A 16,219-nucleotide genomic window follows, 5' to 3' on the forward strand; every position below is an offset into this window, starting at 1 on the left:
GTGCCAGCGGCCCTGGCCGGCTGAGCTGTCTCGACGTCCGTGCTGAGGCGCGCCGAGTTCTTCCGTGGCCTCGGGGACAGCAGGAGCCCACGCTCGGCGACCGTCCTGGAACTGCTCTTCGACATCGTCTACGTCTTCGCGCTGGCCCGCCTCGCCGGGCGGGTCGCGGACGACCTGACCATCGTCCGGCACACCCTGCTCTCCGAGGCGGGCCAGACCGTCCTGTTCTTCACCGCGATGTGGATGATCTGGTCGCTCAACGCCCTGCTGGCGAGCACCTACGACCCGCGGCGCCCCGATCTGCAGGTCATCCTGCTGGCGACGATGTTCGGCACGCTGGTGCTGGCTGTCACCCTGCCGCAGGCCTTCGGCCAACGCGGTGTCATCTTCGCCTGCACCTACGTCGTCATCCAGGTCGGCCGACCGCTCTTCCTGTCGTTCGCCCTGCGGGGCCACCCGGTGCACGTGTTCTCGCTCCGGGTGCTGACCTGGCACCTGGCCACCGGTGTGCTCTGGATCAGTGGTGGCATCAGTGGTGGTCTCGGTCGAGGGGTCTTCTGGACCATCGCTCTCGCCGTCGAGATGATCGGCGCCGCCACCACCTACCCCCTGCCCCGCCTGGGTCCGAGACAGATCGACAGCCTGCGGGTCACCGTCTCGCAGGAGCATCTCGCCGAGCGGTACAACCAGTTCTTCATGATCGCTCTCGCCGAGGTGGTGCTCGAAGCCGGCGCCGCGGTCAGCTTTCCGGGCTTCTCGACCGAGGGAACAATCACCCTCGTCGCCTCGTTCGTGGCGGTCGTCTCGTTCTGGCGAATGTACTTCTACCACGTCAGATCCGGCCATGCCTCGACCCCGAGCGGGGAGGGGATCCAACTGTCGCGGTGGGCGAGCTACAGCCTGCTGTTGATCGTCGGTGGCATCATCTGCACCGCGGTCGGCTTCGGTCAGGTCATCGAGGACCCACACCCGCCGATCGACTGGGCGCTGGTGGCCATCATCTTCGGCGGCCCGGTGCTGTTCCTGATCGGGCGGAGCACCCTGGAACGGGCGAGCCGATCCGCACCTCGGTGTCGGGTGCTCTATCTCGGCGCTGTGGCGCTGGCCGTGGCGGCCCCGGTAATGGTGCTGCTTCCACCGGTCGCCGTGGCGGCCGTCGCGGCGCTGATGCTGGCCGCCATCACCGTGTTCGACCAACGAGCCCACCGCCGAGTCCACCGGCTGGGGTCGGAGTCCAACCCGACGCTGTGATGATCCCGTTGCGGGCCGGCGGCCACTGCGCGTAGCGTGGTCGGGCACGCCGTCGAGCGGGAAGGAGGTCAGAACAATGTCCGATGTTCTGCGCCCCCTCCGCGCTCCGGCGTCCGCGCGGGTCTGACCCGGGGCGCTCGCTTCCCGGAGGACCAACCCATGACTGATCTGGTCATTCGTCCGCTCGTCGCGGGCGAGGAAAATCTGTTCGACTCCATGCCCGATCCGCTGCCGCAGCTGCGCCAGGTCGCGTACGCCGACGGGGTCGCCGGCGGCGGCTACCGGCCCGAGACCACCTGGGTCGCGTTGCGCGCCGGGCGGTTGGTGGGCCGCGCCGCCTGGCTCCTGCCGCCGGGCGCGGTCGGTGCCCCCTGGCTGGACCGGTTCGACCTGGACGCCGAGCCGGAGGTGGGCGCCGAGCTGCTGCGCGCCGCCCACGAGGCGCTGGGCGGTCCCGGTCTGTACTACGCCGCGCTGCCGGCGCACTGGCGGCGTCGGCCGGAGGTGCTGGCCGTGGTGCAGGCACCGATGGCGGCCGCCCGGCTGGCCGGGCTGGTCGAACGGGGGGAGCGGATCCGGTGCTCCTGGACGGGCACCCCGCTGCCGGCGTCCTCCGGGCGCTACGACTTCCGGCCGCCCGCCGACGTCGCCGAGATCAACGCGCTGGTCGCCAGGATCGTCGAGCCGGACGTGCTGACCGGCGTCGAGATCGCGCGGGTGGTTGCCGGTGTCGACCTCGCCACCGACCCACTGGCCTGGTTGGGCGACGCCACCGAGGAATGGCGCGTCGCCCTGGCGGCCGGCGACCCGGTCGGGTTGGTCGGCACCGCCGGAGACGCCTGCTACCCCCTGCTCGCCTACCTCGGCCTGCTCGACGAGGCGGCCCGGCCCGAGCTGCTGGCCGAGGCGGTGCGGGTGCTGGCCGCCGGTGGTGCCCGCGAGGTCATCGCCGATGTGGAGTCCCACCGGGTGACGGTGCTCGCCGAGTTGGAGCGGACCGGCTTTCGGCACTTGCGTTCCCGGGTCGCCTTCGCGCCGCCGGACAGTCAGGAATAGCTGACCGGGTGCGCCCGGTCACCCGGGCGCACCCCCTCAGCCGGCGCGGACCCCGCCAGCTGTCAGCATCTGGGCATGCCGGAGATCATCGCCCTTCTCCTCGGCGGGTTGGCGCTGGTCGTGGCGGCGGTCGCGGGGCTCTACCTCTGGCCGGTGGGCCGCCGTGGGCTGTCGGTCGCGCCGGCCCGACCGCTCGACTTCGACACGGCCATCCGTGCCGCCGAGGCCACCATCGCCGCCGAGGCTGCCGATCCGGAGATCCGGCCCGAGTCGCGCAGCCGCCTGCTGAGCCACGGCTCCCGTACCGGCCGGGCCGTGCTGTTGCTGCACGGATACACCCTCGCGCCGGAGCAGTACGCGGGGTTGGCCGAGGAGTTCTTCGACAGTGGGTACAACGTCTGGATCCCCCGGGCCCCCCAGCACGGCACCGTCGACCGGCGGGCCCACCACCGGGTCCGGGCCGGTGAGCTGACGACGTACGCCGCGCAGGGTTGGGCCGTCGCGGCGGCCCTCGGCGACGAGGCGGGCGTCGTCGGGATCTCCGGCGGTGCCGTGCTGGCCACCTGGCTCGCGCAGGTGCCCGGCAACGTCGTACGCCACCTGTTGTTGCTGTCGCCGTTCTTCGGCCCGAACCCGCGACAGGCACCGGCGTACGCGGTCAAACCGCTCATCGTGCTGTACGGACGCCGCGTGCTGCGGGACCGCGTCACATCGCGCGGATACTCCCTCGCCGCCGTCACCCAGTACCTGACGATCGCCCGTACCCTGCCGAATCCGCCCCGGCGGACCGGCCTGCGGACCGCAGCTGTCGCGATCAGCCCGCTCGACGCCGTGGTGGACCTCCGGGCGGCGGTGCACCTGCCGCGCCGGATCGCCGACGCGAACGCGATACCGCTGCGGGTGTGCACCCTGCCGGAGGAGTTGGGGGTCGAGCACAACACCCTCAACCTCGGCGTCGACGGCGACGAGTGGCGACGGCGGTACGTCGCGCTCTACGAGGGCGACCCGGCGCCGTTGAACACGGCCGGGGCGTAGCCGGTGGGCTTGTCGCCGATGCCGAGGCCGGGGCTCACCACCCAGGACTGGTACTGCGGGGTGAACATGCCGTAGAGCAGCGGGAGCTTCGGTGCGCTCGCCTCGTCGAGCCGGCGTCGGGCGTCGGCCGGGATCTCGAAGTCGAGCGCTCCGAGGTTGCTGGCGAGCTGTTCGGGGCTGCTCGCCCCGATGACCACCGACCCGACGGCGGGCTGGGTGGCCACCCAGTTGATCGCCACCTGCGCCATGCTGCGCCCGAGATCGGCGGCCACACTCTCCAGCGTCTCGATCACCTGCCAGTCGCCGGGGCTGATCTCCCGACCCGCGGCGTCGGGGTTCGTCAGGCGGCCGGCCCCGCTCATGCCCTCGGCGGTCCGCCGGTACTTGCCGCTGAGCAGCCCTCCGCCGATGGGGCTCCACGCGGTGAGCCCCATGCCCAGGCTCTGCGCCATCGTCACGTGCTCCGCCTCGATGTCGCGGGTGACGAGGGAGTACGGCAACTGCACGTTGACCATCGGGGCCAGCCCGTGCGCCGCGGCGTAGCTCTGCGCCCGGGCCGCGTACCAGGCCGGGACGTCGGACAGCCCGGCGTACCGGATCTTGCCGGAGCGCACCAGGTCGTCGAAGGTGTGTACGACCTCCTCGACCGGGGTGATCCGGTCCCAGGTGTGCAGCAGGTACAGGTCGATGTAGTCGGTGCCGAGCCGGCGCAGCGACGCCTCCACGGCCCGCATGATGTGCTTGCGACCGTTGCCGCTGGCGTTCGGGTCGGACGGGTCGACGGTGTTGGTGGCCTTGCTGGTGAGCACGAGCCGCTCGCGTACGCCGGCCCGCTCGATCAGGCGGCCGAGGATCTTCTCGCTCTCACCGGCGGTGTAGAAGTCCGCCGTGTCGATGAAGTTCCCGCCCGCCTCCACGTACTGCCGGAAGATCGGTTCGGCCTCCTGCTCGGTCCTGCCGTACGCGGCGTGGAACCCGTCGACGCCGAAGTTCATGGTGCCCAGTGCCAGCCGGCTCACCCGCAGACCGGACCGCCCGAGCAGGTAGTAGTGGTTCATTGTGGTGCCCTTCCGATCGTGAGTGTCGGCCCGCTGCGGACCGCGTGTTCCAGACCTTTGCTCGGCAAAAATGGACCTGCAAGTCCAAAAGTCGAGCTAGGGTCGGACCCGCACCCCGAGACCAGGAGGTCCGATGACACGGGCGTTGACCCGCAAGGGCGAGGCGACCCGGGCCCGCATCGTCGCCGGCGCGGCCGCCGAGATCCGCGAGCGCGGCGTCGACGAGGTACGCCTCGAAGACGTGATGGCCCACACCGGCACCAGCAAGGGGCAGCTCTTCCACTACTTCCCGGACGGGAAGGAGGGGCTGCTGCTCGCGGTGGCGCAGCACGAGGCGGACCAGGTGCTCGCCGACCAGGAGCCGATGCTGAGCAACCTGACGACCTGGCCGGCCTGGCTCGCCTGGCGGGACCGGCTGATCGAGCGGTACCAGGCACAGGGGGTGAAGTGCCCGCTCAACGGTCTGCTCGGCCAGACCGGCCGGCGGGCGCCCGGCGCGCAGGCGATCGTGACCGGCCTCATGTGGCGCTGGCAGAAGGCGATCACCGAGGGCATCCGGCACATGCAGTCGACCGGCGACATGGCCGGAGACCTCGACGCCGACCGGGCCGCCGCGGCACTGCTCGCCGGCATCCAGGGCGGTGTGCTGCTGCTGCTCTCCACCGGGAAGATCGACCACCTCGAAGCCGTCCTCGACCTCACCATCGACTCGCTTCGGGCAGGTGCTCGAACGGCCTGATCGTGTGAGAATCTGCTCGTCCGGCCGTGCCCCGGTCGTTGTCGGAGAGGGGTGGTCGCTCGTGTCGGCAGGATTGGTGGCAGTGCTGCTCGGCGGCGGGATCCCGCTCGTCGCCGCGCTCCTGCTGATGATCATCGGCGCGCTGGGGCGTCGGGCACGGGCCGGGCGACTGACCGGCCGATACACGTCGCGTCCGGGCAACTCGTCAGACAACAGCTCGTCGAGCATGGGCGGAAGCTGAGGCCAGCCCCGCCCAACCTCCAGCGAACCTCCGCAACTGACCGTGCACCGCGACGCTCCCGCCCTTGGTGATCAAGAGGTTTGCGTCAGCGGGCTCGGCGTGTCGTGACGCGAACCTCTTGATCACCGCGGGCGGGGGTTCAGGTGGGTTCAGGTGGGAGGTGGGTGAGGTGGGTGGTGGCGTTGCGGGTTATGGCGGCAGCGAGCGCGATGGTCGCGGGCTGGACTCCGTTCTGCTGCTCCGCGGTGGCGATCCGGACCGACTGCGTCAGGTGCGCCCGCAGGTGCCCGGCGAGCAGACGGTGAAGCGGCGCCCCGGTGGCCGACCGCAGCGTCGCCAACTGCTCGGCGGTGACCATGCCCGGCATGTCGTGCCCCTCGTGCGGATTGGTCGTCGGCGCGCCAGCCTCGGCGAGTAGTTGGCGGGCGCGGTCCAGGTCCGCGCGCTGGGCGGCCGCGACCTGGGCGGCCGTTCGCCGCCAGGCCGGGTCGGTGGTGCGGGCCGGCACCAGATCGAGTACGGGCAGCAGACGTTCGGCCATCGCGGCGGTCAGTTGCAGCCAGGCGATGTCGGTCGGGTTGAACGACCCCGCCGTACCCGACGGTGTCGGCGCGACCGTCGCCGGTGGCGCGGTAACGGGTGGTGTGCCGGCCGCGTCCCGGCGCCCGGCACCGCAGCCGGCGACCAGCAGCACGGCGACGAGCAGGGCACCCGCCCTGGGTTGGCGCATCCGACTCCCTCCCCACCCGGGCGGCGGGCCCGGGATGACCGGACCCGCCGCTGAGGTGTGACCCGCTCGCTCAGATCGGTCGGCCGTCGTGACCGCACTTGATGACGGGACGGATGCAGTCCTGGACCCGACGGGCCAGCTCGGCCACCGGCCAGGCGTTGAAGAAGTCGCCGTGCATCGTGTAGCCCGGCCCGGACGCCAACCGGAACCGCGACGGGTCACCGGTGACCGGGTACCGCAGCACCTGCCGCAACTTCGGCACGTGCACCGGGTGGGTGCTCGGGCAGGCCTGGTTCACCGGGTACGCCAGGTGGCTCTTGTGGTCCGGTGAGTCGAGGTCGCGGCCGTTCCAGCACTGCGGGAAGTCCAGGTACGACTCCAGCATCGTGCCGGACGGGCAGTTGACGAAGTCCTTCGACGGCGGCACGTGTCCGGCGTGCAGGCAGGACCAGCGGGCGATGCTGTCGTTCGGCCCGGTGGCCTTCGCGTTGCCGGCGACGAGCCGCAGCCCCTGCGGGAACGGCTGGGTGTTCGCGACGACGTCGGCGCGTACGCCCTCGCCGAGGTAGTAGAACGTGGCGATCGCCGGCTCCACCGGCACGTTGTCCCGGTACAGGGTGGGCACCCAGTAGGACGAGACGTCCACCGCCGGGTTGCAGCTGGTGGGGGAGCGGACCAGGTCCGGGAGGGTGGTGTTGGCGTTCGTCACCGTGGCGCCGAAGAAGCTGTGCATGTGCGAGGCCCCGGGCAGCCCGGGGAAGATGATCGGGTCGTCCGGCAACCGGTGGCTGTAGGTGCAGTCGGCGGGGAACTCGGCGACCCGGATGACGTTGGCGCCGAAGTCAGCGCCGGCTCGGCCGGTGGCGGCGTCGGCCCGGCCGGTGGCGGAGACCAGGTACGTGCCGAGGAGCATCAGCAGTGCGCCGATCGCCGTGGCGAGGCGCAGTCGGCGGGGCATGCCGGAGAGGGGTGCGGCCCTGTCCATCGTGTGACTCCTGTCGGGAGGACGGGTCAGGGACAGCTCCGGCGCCGCCGCCGAAGACAGCGGAGTGTGTCCTGGCCAGACATGGTGGTGGCTTGGTGAGCCCGAGAAGAGAGAGCGCTCTCTTCGTCCCAGCCTCACCCGTATGTCGACTCTTGTCAATACGTTCGGCAACTGGTGGAAAAGACGCCGAAGGGCCGGGCCCCGTGGTGGGGTCCGGCCCTTCGGTGTTGGTGTGGTGCGGGTCAGCTGGTGGCGTAGCCGCGGGTGGCGATCCAGTCCGCGAGGTGCTCGACGGTGACCTCGTAGGAGGCGGTGTCCGGGTTGGCGGAGTCGGCGATCTTCACCACGTTCCCGCCATCGCGGTAGCCGACGACGCTGATGTAGTGCCCGCCCTCGAAGGAGTGGATACCACCGTCGGTGTCGGTGGTGGTGCCGGCGATGTTGGCGACCACGGCCCGGCCGTCGTCGACGGTCTTCACAACGTCGGCGCGCAGCTGGTCGGTCTGCTTGTCATCCGCGGCGGGCGTGCTGATCTCCACCGACCGGTAGGCGTTGTTCTTACCGGTCTCCTTGTTCAACACCGGGGTGATGTCGTTGATGGAGTTGGTGCCGGCTTCAGTGGTGCCCATCTCCTTGGCCATGGCGTCGACGCTGATGTCCTTGCCCTGCACGGACAGGGCGTTACGGGCGGCGGCGGGGCCGCAGTAGTAGAAGTTCGGCTGGGCCTCGTAGCGCACGCCCAGCTCCCGCTCGCCGTGGCCCTTGCGGTCGGTCTGGGTCTGCGACGCGGGCTTGCTGGTGTTCGGGGCGGCGAAGGCGGTGGTGACGGGGCCGGCGATGGCGCCGCCGGTGAAGGCGAGGCCGGCGGCGGTCAGGGCGGTCTTACGGATCAGATCGGTACGCATGATGGCGTGCTCCTCTGCATCGGGGGAAACCGCACAGGCACTGAACCGGGGGGTGTGCCCGTGGGGGGTGTGGCCGTGCGGGGACGTTCGCGGGGTGCCCGGCGACCCGCTGAGGGGTCGGCGTCGGGACAGGGTGTAACGGTTGGCGGTGGCGGGTCATTCCGCCTGCCCATCGGCCCTGTGTGATGCCGGGCCTGGCTGGTTCCGCCTACCAGGGCTGGCCGGTGGTGCTCGGGCCTGGCTGGTTTCGCCTACCTGGGGCCGGCCGGTGGTGCTCGGGCCTGGCTGGTTTCGCCTACCTGGGGCCGGCCGGTGGTGCTCGGCCGTGCGGGGGGTGTAACCGTGGCGGCCGGGCGGGTGTTCCCGGCGGCTGCTCTCCACCGGGCCGGGGGCGCGGTGGTCTGCCAGGTATAACGACCCGGCCCGGCCCCCGATTCCGCCGTCGGGGTGGTCCCGACCACCCGACATCCCCACCCAAACCGGACACCGATGCCTGCCGGGCTGCCCCGACATGACGGACGAACGGGATGATCGACTCGGGTTCCTGAAAAGCGCGCTGTCCCGGTGTGGGGGATACCGCGGCTTCCTGAAAGCCGAGTGGATCACGCCCGTCTGCGCCATTTGCGCCCCCTCGACCGGGGCCGACGCGGGGGGGAGACAGTGCCCGACGGAACCGGGCGACTTGGCCGGACCCGGTCCCACCCTTGGGTCACGTCGCGGGCCCGTTCGCGTGCCCCTCGACGAAGCCCTCCCGATCGGGAGGGGTGTCAGCCTTCGCGACCGGGGAACATCGCCAGGGCCTTCGCGCGCTGCGCGACGAGATCGGCGTAGGTGCCGTCACGTTCGGCCCAACGATGCATGAGAACGCCCTTCACGAGGATTTCGCGCGGGGTGGGGTTCGCCGAGAGCAGCTGCATGACCTCGGTGGCGAAGTCGTCGAGCGGCAGCGCGTGCGGGTTCACCTTCTCCTGCCCGGCTGTCGCGACGGCCGGGGGAACGAGCTCGACGACGTCGACACCGGTGCCGTCGAGTTGCGCGCGCAGCGCCTCGGAGTAGGCGTGCACCGCTGCCTTCGAGGCGGCGTAGCTGGGCATGGGCGGGAACGGCAGGAAGGCGATGCCGGAGGTGACGGTGATGAACGTGCCGGCACCCCGACCCAGCAGGTGCGGGGTGAAGGCATCGATGACCCGGATGGTGCCGACCAGGTTGGTGTCGATCGTCGCCTCCGCCGCCCCGAAGTGCGCAGGATCGCGAAGGTCTTCGGTGAGCATGACACCCGACATCGTCACCACCGTGTCCAGTTCGGGGTAACGGGCGAGCACGGCGTCCCGGACAGCGCCGACAGAGGCGCCGTCGGTGACGTCGATGCCGAACGTGCCGAAACCTTCCGCGGCGAGCGCGGAGAGGGCCTCGGGGCTGCGACCGCCAACGGCCACGGTGCTGCCCGCCGCGGCGAACCGCCGGGCCAGCTCCCGCCCGATACCCGACGTGCCGCCGACGATGAGAACTGTGCGGTTGGAGAGATCCACGAGATCTTCCCTTCGATCCAGAGGGCGCCGACGCGTCAACTCGCGGCGCGAACAGTGATGCGCGCTGTCCTTCTCAACAACAGCGCGATCACAGTCTTGACGGGGCTGGGCGGAGGTGGCAGGGCCCCCGTTTTCCCAGGTCCCACCAGGACCCCTCTGCGCCCCGCGCACCGCACTACCGTGGTGAGCATGAGGGATGAGGAGTCGGCCGGCGGCCATCGGCTGGGCAGCTACCTCCGGGCCCGGCGCGAACTGGTCTCACCGGCGCAGGTGGGGCTCCCGACCGGCGGTCGGCGCCGCGTGCCCGGCCTGCGCCGCGAGGAGGTCGCCCTGCTCGCCGGGATCAGCCCCGACTACTACCTGCGGCTGGAACGGGGCCGGGACAGGAACCCCTCACCGCAGGTCCTCGAATCACTCGCGCGCGTCCTGCAACTCGACGACATCGAGCGGACGTATCTGCTCGACCTCGCGGCGGCGCGTCCCAGGGCGCCGCGCCGCAAGCGGTCCGAGCACGTACCGGCGCGGGTGTACGAACTGCTCGCCCACCTTCAGATCCCCGCGTTCGTGGAAGGACGCGCCTTCGACGTCCTGGCCTCCAACCCGATGGCCGTGGCGCTCTCCCCGCGCCTGCGGCCCGGTCAGAACCGGCTGCGGTCGCTCCTGCTCGATCCGGAGGAACGAGCCTTCCACCAGGACTGGACGAAGGCCACCGCCGACTTCATCGCCACCCTGCGCACCACCATCGGTGACGACATCGACAACCCCCGGTTCGTCGAGCTGGTGGGCGAACTCGCGCTGTCCAGTCAGCGGTTCCGTACCCTGTGGGCCCGCCACGACGTCCGCAACCTCGATGGGGGCACGACCATTGTCCACCACCCCGTCGTCGGTGAACTACGCCTGCACCGCGACAAACTCCCCATCGGTGACGTCATCCTCGTCGTCTACTACCCCGACAAGGACAGCGACAGCGACGAGAAACTGCGGCTGCTCGCCGCACTCGCGCACACCGAGATTGCCGACGACAACACCCGGGTGGGGCGGCCCGACGCGTCGTCGAACCGCCCCACCCGTTGACGGAGCTGATCAGAAACCGAGGACGGCCCGCCCGCCGACCACCGGCAGTCGCAGCTCGCTGTCCTTCGGCGCGACCCGCAGCTCGGTGCCGCCCAGCGGCAGCAGGGTGTACTCCTGGTCGCTGGAGAAGACCACCACGCCGATCCGGTGGCCCGCCGGGAAGATGTAGTCCTTCGGCTCCATGGTCCACCGGTAGTCGTACAGCTTGCCCTGCTTGACCGGCTCGGTGCGGGCGGCGCTCTTGCGGTTCTGCGGGTCCATCCAGCCTCGCGTCACCACTGTCGGTGCTGCGGTCGACCCGGCCGGCCCGTAGTCGACCAGGTACGCGGTGAGGTTCGCGTCCGGCTTGTTGTCGATCGCCATCCGCAGCCGCATCTCCGGACGCCCCGAGATGCGCACGCTCTGCGTCAGCTCCGGGGAACGGTAGGCGAGCCGGTTGGCGCTCGCGGTGTCCGGATTGGACACCAGAGTGTCCGGGTGGATGGTCCGGCCCTCGTCGACGAAGCTCTGCTCGACAGTGGCCTTGGGCGGCTTGCCGGTGGTGAGGGTGCCCGGCGCGGTGGCGTCGGTGGCGGCGAAGCGCAGCCCGACCTCCCGCGCGGCCGGGTCGGGCCAGTTGGCGTACGTGGTGTAGGCACGGTCCTCGCGCTGGAGCACCGCCGTCGGCTCGTCCATGATGCCGTTGCGCACGTTCCACAACCAGAAGTCGAACCAGCGGTTCTCGGTCTGCTTGTACGTCCACGTCTGACCGCTCGGCAGGGTCACCGAGGCGCTGCTGCCCGGGCCGCCGTGCCCGCCCTGGTGCAGCCAGATCTTGCGCGGCACGTGGCGCTTGGCGAGCTCGTCCCACCAGCCGGCGAAGTGTTCGGTCTTCACGTTCCAGTCGTTGAGGCCGTGCACCACGAAGACGCTCGCCTCGACGTCGCGGGCGTCGAGGTAGTCGCGGTCGCGCCAGAACGTGGAATAGTCGCCGGTGATCCGGTCCTGCTCCTCGGTGATCTTCGCGAGCTCGTCGGCGCACTGCCCCTCGGCGCGGGCCTGTCCGGCGGTGTACTGGGCCAGGATGTCGAGGTCCTCGCCCTGGAACGTGCCGGGTGCGACGACGAGGCCGTTGGCCCGGTAGTAGTCGTACCAGCTGCTGATCGCGGAGACCGGCACGATGGTCTTGAGCCCCTTGACGCCCGTGGTGGCGACCTGGTTGGGCAGCGTTCCGTTGTAGGAGACCCCGGTCATGCCGACCGCGCCGGTGGTCCAGCCGGCGGTGACCGGGGCGCCGTTGGCGTCGTACCCCTTCGCCCGGCCGTTGAGCCAGTCGATGACGGCCTTGGTGCCCAGCGTCTCGGCCTGGTCGCCGCTGGTCGGGCAGCCGTCCGAGTCGCCGGTGCCGACGCTCTGGCCGAGCACCACCGCGTACCCGCGGGGCACGTAGTAGTCGTCCAGCGAGCCGGGCAGGTTGGCCTTGGCCTGGGCCCGCTGCGTGCCCACGTCGAGCGCCCGGCGGCCGGAGCGGTCGGTCAGACCGTTCTGCGGCAGGTCGTCGACCAGCACGCTCGGGTACGGCACGTCACCCCAGGTGCCCTTGCGGTAGGGGCTGTGCTCGAAGATGACCGGCACCTTGAAGCCCTGGGTGGCGGTTTCCCGGGGACGGGAGATGTCGATGGCCACCCGGTCGAATCGACCGTCGTGGTCGGTGTCCACCGGGGTCTGGACGAACACGCGTTCCTCGATCGCGTCGGCGAGCGAGAACACGGGTTGGGTCATGCCGTCGCTGACCACGATGCCGGTGGGCGTGGTGGGCGGGGGCGGGGCGGCAGCCGCTGGTGGGGCTGCGCTGAGCACCAGCGCGCCGGACACGCCGACGCTCAGGAGTGCCAGATGACGGGGTCGACGCATGCGCGTCTCCCTTCGGTTGGGCTGGTTGCCGGGGTCGGCGGGGGCCGATCTCGAAGATCCATTCGTCGCCATGCTAGGTCCGGTCCGGCGTCGCGTCGATCCCTTCGACCGGGTACGAACCTGTCGTCCACGCCGTCGCCGCCGGTCCGGCGGGCCGCAATCGAAACGACATCGAACTGAGCCCGTCGGCGATACAACGCCGAAATCCGCAGCGCGTGGGCCGGAAAACCCCCTCGTCAAGGGGTGCCCGCCTGGTCGTCTCCGTGCATATGATCTTGCGGGAAGTCGCCCGAAGAGGCGCTTTCGTCCACATAAGACGAGGAGCACCATGCTCAGGAAAACGCGGTGGCTGTTGGCCATCGCCGTCACGGCCACCACGCTGACCGCCCTACCGGGCGGCGCGGCCACGGCCGGACCCCGCCACATCGGTCAGACCGGCGCACCCGCAGCCACGGCCGATCCGAAGACGCACACCGTCACCCTGCTGACCGGGGACGTGGTGACCGTACGGGACACCGGACCGGGCTGCCCGCACGCCACGGTCCGGCCGGCCGACGAGAACGCGGTGATCCGCCAGACCTGTGGTCCTGACGGCCACCTGCACGTCATCCCCGCCCGCGTCGCGTCCCAGATCGGCTCGGTCCTCGACCCCGACCTCTTCGACGTCACCGCGCTGATCGCCGACGGGTACGACGATGAGAACACCCTCGAGTTGCCGCTCATCGTGCAGCCCGCCACGGCGTCGGCCCGGGTGGCCGCGCTCGGCGACGTGCGTCCGTTGCCCAGCATCGGCGCGGTCGCCGGCCGCGTACCCAAGAAGGGCCCGGCCACCGCGAAGCTGGCGACGAACTCGCTGCTCGCCGGCGCGAAGAAGGTCTGGCTCGACCGCAAGGTCCGCGCCACCGCGCTGACCGGCGGCGAGCGCGCCGACCTCGACCGCAACCTGGAGCAGATCGCCGCATCCGACGCCTGGCAGGCCGGCTGGACCGGCAAGGGGAGCACCGTCGCGGTGCTCGACACCGGCGCCGACTTCACCCACCCGGACCTGGTCGGCCGGGTCGCCGACCGGGCCGACTTCACCGCCGAGGGCGGTGACGCCGTCGACCACAACGGCCACGGTACGCACGTCGCCGCCACCATCGCCGGCACCGGCGCGGCCGCCCAGGGCCAGCGACGCGGCGTGGCACCGGACGCCAGGCTGATGATCGGCAAGGTCCTCGACGACCACGGCTCCGGTGAGGACTCCGGCATCATCGCCGGCATGGAGTGGGCCGCCGCCCGGGCCGACGTCATCAACATGAGCCTCGGCGGCAGCGACCCGGACGACGGCAACGACCCGCTCTCGCTCGCCGTCGACGGCCTGAGCAAGTCCACCGGCGTCCTCTTCGTCATCGCCGCCGGCAACAGCGGCGGCGCGATCTCCTCGCCCGGCTCCGCCGCCAGCGCGCTGACCGTCGGCGCCGTCGACCGCAACGACAAGCTCGCCGACTTCTCCAGCCGTGGGCCGCTGGTCGACAGCCACGTGGCGAAGCCGGAACTGGTAGCGCCCGGCGTCGACATCGTCGCCGCCCGGGCCGCCGGCACCAACCTGCAGGATCCGATCGACGAGCACTACGAGGCGATCAGCGGCACCTCGATGGCCAGCCCGCACGTGGCGGGCGCCGCCGCGCTCCTCGTTCAGCGGCACCCCGACTGGACCGGCGAGCAGATCAAGGCCGCGCTCGTCGGCGCCGCCGACCCGCTGACCGGTGTCGACGCGTACGCCGTCGGGGCCGGCCGGCTCAACGCGGCGCGGGCCCTCGACGGCCCGACCAGCAACCAGCCGGTGGTCAACCTCGGCACCTTCGCGTACCCGCAGTCCGGGACCAGCGAGGCGAAGCTGAGCTGGACCGGCGCGGCGACCCCGGCGACGACCCACCTCGACCTCGACGTGTCGGTGGTCAACCACGACGGCCAGCCGGTGCCGCGCGGGGCGGCGTCGCTGTCGACCAACCGGGTGACGCTCAAGCGCGGTTCCACCGCCGGTACGACAGTGCGGATCGACCGCGCGGCGCTGGCCGCCCGGCCGGGCTTCTACCTGGCCACCGTCACCGCGCGCGGCCCCGGCCGCAAGCTGGTCTCGACCACCCCGGTGAGCTTCTCCGTCGAGCCGCCCAGCTATGACCTGACCATCCACACGAAGCCGCTGCCCGGGCTCAAGGACGGCGCGGAGAGCTGGATCAACCTGCTGGTCACCAACCTCACCGACCCGGTGGTCTACTACAGCGGCGCGGGCGGTGTCCCCGGAGACACCTTCACGCTGCGGGTGCCGGCCGGCCGGTACGCGATCCTCGGCTCGTCCGTCGCCTACTACGTCGACAGTGACGTGCTGGAGACCACGCTCGCCGCCGAGGCCGACCTGGACGTGCGCGGTGCTCGGAGCGTGACCCTCGACCCGGCGCGGGCCAGGGCGGTGACGGCGACTGTCGACGGGGTGCCCACCACACCCACCAAGACCGACCTCACCAACGTCCAGACCGCGCCGAACGGGTTGTCCTGGTGGCACCAGGTCAGCGGGTACGGGTCCAAGACCACTGTCCGCACCACCGCGATGCCGAAGCCCGCTGTCGGGTCCCGGCGCAGCTGGGCGGCCGTCAACCTCGATTCGCCAGCCGGCACGGCCAAGCCGTACCGCTACAACCTGGTGCACGAGTACCCGGACGGCGTACCGGCCGACCCCGCCTTCCGGGTGGGCCGGGCCGAGCAGGCGACGCTTGCCCGCATCGATGAGCGATTCCACCAGATGGACTCGGAGGGGATGGTCACCCAGCTGATCCGCAGTGGCTTCGCGCCGGACGGGTTCCCGGTGACGCAGACCCACGAGGGGAACCTGCCGCCGAACCGCACCGACTACCTCTCGCCCGGGTTCCGCTGGGCGGACGAGGGTGTCTACGGTGGCCTGTCGGCCCAGGAGGCGCCCCGCAGCTACCAGCCGGGCAGTCAGCAGACCAAGGTCTGGGCACGCCAACCGCTGCATTCCGGCTTCTACGACGACCCGGCCGGCGTCGACCAGAGCTGCGCCACCGCGCCGTCGCGGACCCGGGGCAACCTGCACATCGACCTGGTGTCGCTGACCGACCAGCACCAGCGGGCCGACTGCCTCCAGGGCCCCTCCATCGGGGTGAACCGCAAGCTGTCGCTGTACCGCAACGGCAAGCTGGTCGAGGAACGGGACCGCCCGCTCGCCGACTTCACGGTGCCGCAGCAGCTGTCGGACTACCGGCTGACCCTCGACGTCGACACGAGCCTGATCCTGCCGATCTCCACCAAGGTCAGCACCTCGTGGACGTTCCGGTCGGCCGGGCCGGACGGGACCGCAAGCGTGCCGTTGCCGCTGCTCGCGGTGGACTACGCGCTGCCGATGGACACCAACAACCACGCCACCGGCGGTACGGCCGAGCTGGCCGTCCGGCAGGCGCACGGTGTCACGGCGCAGAAGGTGACCTCGTTCGAGGTGTGGACGTCGACAAACGACGGTGCCACCTGGACCTCGGCCCGGGTCACCAGCAGTGGCGACAGCTACCGGGTCGTGCTGCCGAAGGCCGCCGCCGGGCAGGCCGTCTCGCTGCGGGTGAAGGCCGGCGCGAACGGTGGTAGCGGCATCGACCAGACCATCATCCGGGCGTACCACGCCGGCTGACGGTCACCCCGCTGGTGCGGCCCGGGCCCTCGACCGGGCCGCAC

The 16,219-nt window shown here is 71.2% G+C and carries 13 protein-coding genes; 7 read left to right on the forward strand and 6 right to left on the reverse strand.

From position 1 onward, the window contains the following. Nucleotides 1-39: 39 nt before the first annotated feature. From AB0C03_RS29005 to AB0C03_RS29015, 3 genes are all read left to right on the forward strand, one after another. Nucleotides 40-1,251 (forward strand): low temperature requirement protein A, encoded by a 1,212-nt coding sequence (locus AB0C03_RS29005; protein ID WP_357640193.1) that lies wholly within the window; start codon nucleotides 40-42, stop codon nucleotides 1,249-1,251. Nucleotides 1,252-1,410: 159 nt separating this feature from the next. Continuing rightward, nucleotides 1,411-2,307, forward strand: coding sequence for an acetyltransferase (locus AB0C03_RS29010; protein ID WP_357640196.1), 897 nt, complete (start codon nucleotides 1,411-1,413; stop codon nucleotides 2,305-2,307). Nucleotides 2,308-2,382: 75 nt separating this feature from the next. Further along, on the forward strand, nucleotides 2,383-3,342 hold the full coding sequence (locus tag AB0C03_RS29015) for an alpha/beta fold hydrolase (protein ID WP_357640199.1): 960 nt from the start codon (nucleotides 2,383-2,385) through the stop codon (nucleotides 3,340-3,342). Here the strand turns inward: AB0C03_RS29015 and AB0C03_RS29020 are convergent. Further along, complete coding sequence (locus AB0C03_RS29020; protein ID WP_357640202.1) at nucleotides 3,300-4,400, reverse strand: aldo/keto reductase; 1,101 nt, start codon at nucleotides 4,398-4,400, stop codon at nucleotides 3,300-3,302. The two genes, AB0C03_RS29015 and AB0C03_RS29020, sit on opposite strands and share 43 nt — an antisense overlap. A gap of 133 nt (nucleotides 4,401-4,533) precedes the next feature. Here AB0C03_RS29020 and AB0C03_RS29025 point away from each other — a divergent pair, with 133 nt between their 5' ends. Both AB0C03_RS29025 and AB0C03_RS29030 read left to right on the forward strand, forming a co-directional pair. Continuing rightward, nucleotides 4,534-5,139, forward strand: a complete 606-nt coding sequence (locus tag AB0C03_RS29025) for a TetR/AcrR family transcriptional regulator (RefSeq protein WP_030337910.1) — start codon at nucleotides 4,534-4,536, stop codon at nucleotides 5,137-5,139. A gap of 61 nt (nucleotides 5,140-5,200) precedes the next feature. Beyond that, the gene (locus tag AB0C03_RS29030; protein ID WP_156058023.1) at nucleotides 5,201-5,380 is read left to right on the forward strand and encodes a hypothetical protein; all 180 of its coding nucleotides are present in this window, start codon (nucleotides 5,201-5,203) and stop codon (nucleotides 5,378-5,380) included. A 139-nt stretch (nucleotides 5,381-5,519) separates the two neighbouring features. Here the strand turns inward: AB0C03_RS29030 and AB0C03_RS29035 are convergent, their stop codons facing one another. The 4 genes from AB0C03_RS29035 to AB0C03_RS29050 all read right to left on the reverse strand — a co-directional run bounded on the left by AB0C03_RS29035 (nucleotide 5,520) and on the right by AB0C03_RS29050 (nucleotide 9,529). After that, on the reverse strand, nucleotides 5,520-6,110 hold the full coding sequence (locus AB0C03_RS29035; RefSeq protein ID WP_036412717.1) for a DUF305 domain-containing protein: 591 nt from the start codon (nucleotides 6,108-6,110) through the stop codon (nucleotides 5,520-5,522). 70 nt (nucleotides 6,111-6,180) lie between these two features. Next, nucleotides 6,181-7,095, reverse strand: coding sequence for a DUF1996 domain-containing protein (locus tag AB0C03_RS29040; RefSeq protein ID WP_357640207.1), 915 nt, complete (start codon nucleotides 7,093-7,095; stop codon nucleotides 6,181-6,183). A gap of 242 nt (nucleotides 7,096-7,337) precedes the next feature. Then, nucleotides 7,338-8,000: a C39 family peptidase gene (locus AB0C03_RS29045; RefSeq protein ID WP_357640210.1), complete on the reverse strand. Its 663-nt coding sequence runs from the start codon at nucleotides 7,998-8,000 to the stop codon at nucleotides 7,338-7,340. A gap of 767 nt (nucleotides 8,001-8,767) precedes the next feature. Beyond that, nucleotides 8,768-9,529: an SDR family oxidoreductase gene (locus tag AB0C03_RS29050; RefSeq protein WP_357640213.1), complete on the reverse strand. Its 762-nt coding sequence runs from the start codon at nucleotides 9,527-9,529 to the stop codon at nucleotides 8,768-8,770. 189 nt (nucleotides 9,530-9,718) lie between these two features. Here AB0C03_RS29050 and AB0C03_RS29055 point away from each other — a divergent pair, with 189 nt between their 5' ends. Further along, nucleotides 9,719-10,603: a helix-turn-helix transcriptional regulator gene (locus tag AB0C03_RS29055; RefSeq protein ID WP_357640220.1), complete on the forward strand. Its 885-nt coding sequence runs from the start codon at nucleotides 9,719-9,721 to the stop codon at nucleotides 10,601-10,603. A gap of 9 nt (nucleotides 10,604-10,612) precedes the next feature. Here AB0C03_RS29055 and AB0C03_RS29060 read toward each other — a convergent pair whose 3' ends face one another. Further along, a complete protein-coding gene (locus AB0C03_RS29060; protein ID WP_357640223.1) occupies nucleotides 10,613-12,496 on the reverse strand; it encodes a Xaa-Pro dipeptidyl-peptidase in 1,884 nt (627 codons plus the stop codon). A gap of 328 nt (nucleotides 12,497-12,824) precedes the next feature. Between AB0C03_RS29060 and AB0C03_RS29065 the strand changes: the two genes are divergently transcribed. Beyond that, on the forward strand, nucleotides 12,825-16,175 hold the full coding sequence (locus tag AB0C03_RS29065; protein ID WP_357640226.1) for a S8 family serine peptidase: 3,351 nt from the start codon (nucleotides 12,825-12,827) through the stop codon (nucleotides 16,173-16,175). Nucleotides 16,176-16,219 lie beyond the last annotated feature (44 nt).

This window comes from Micromonospora parva (genome assembly GCF_040649675.1).
Lineage (GTDB): Bacteria > Actinomycetota > Actinomycetes > Mycobacteriales > Micromonosporaceae > Micromonospora > Micromonospora parva.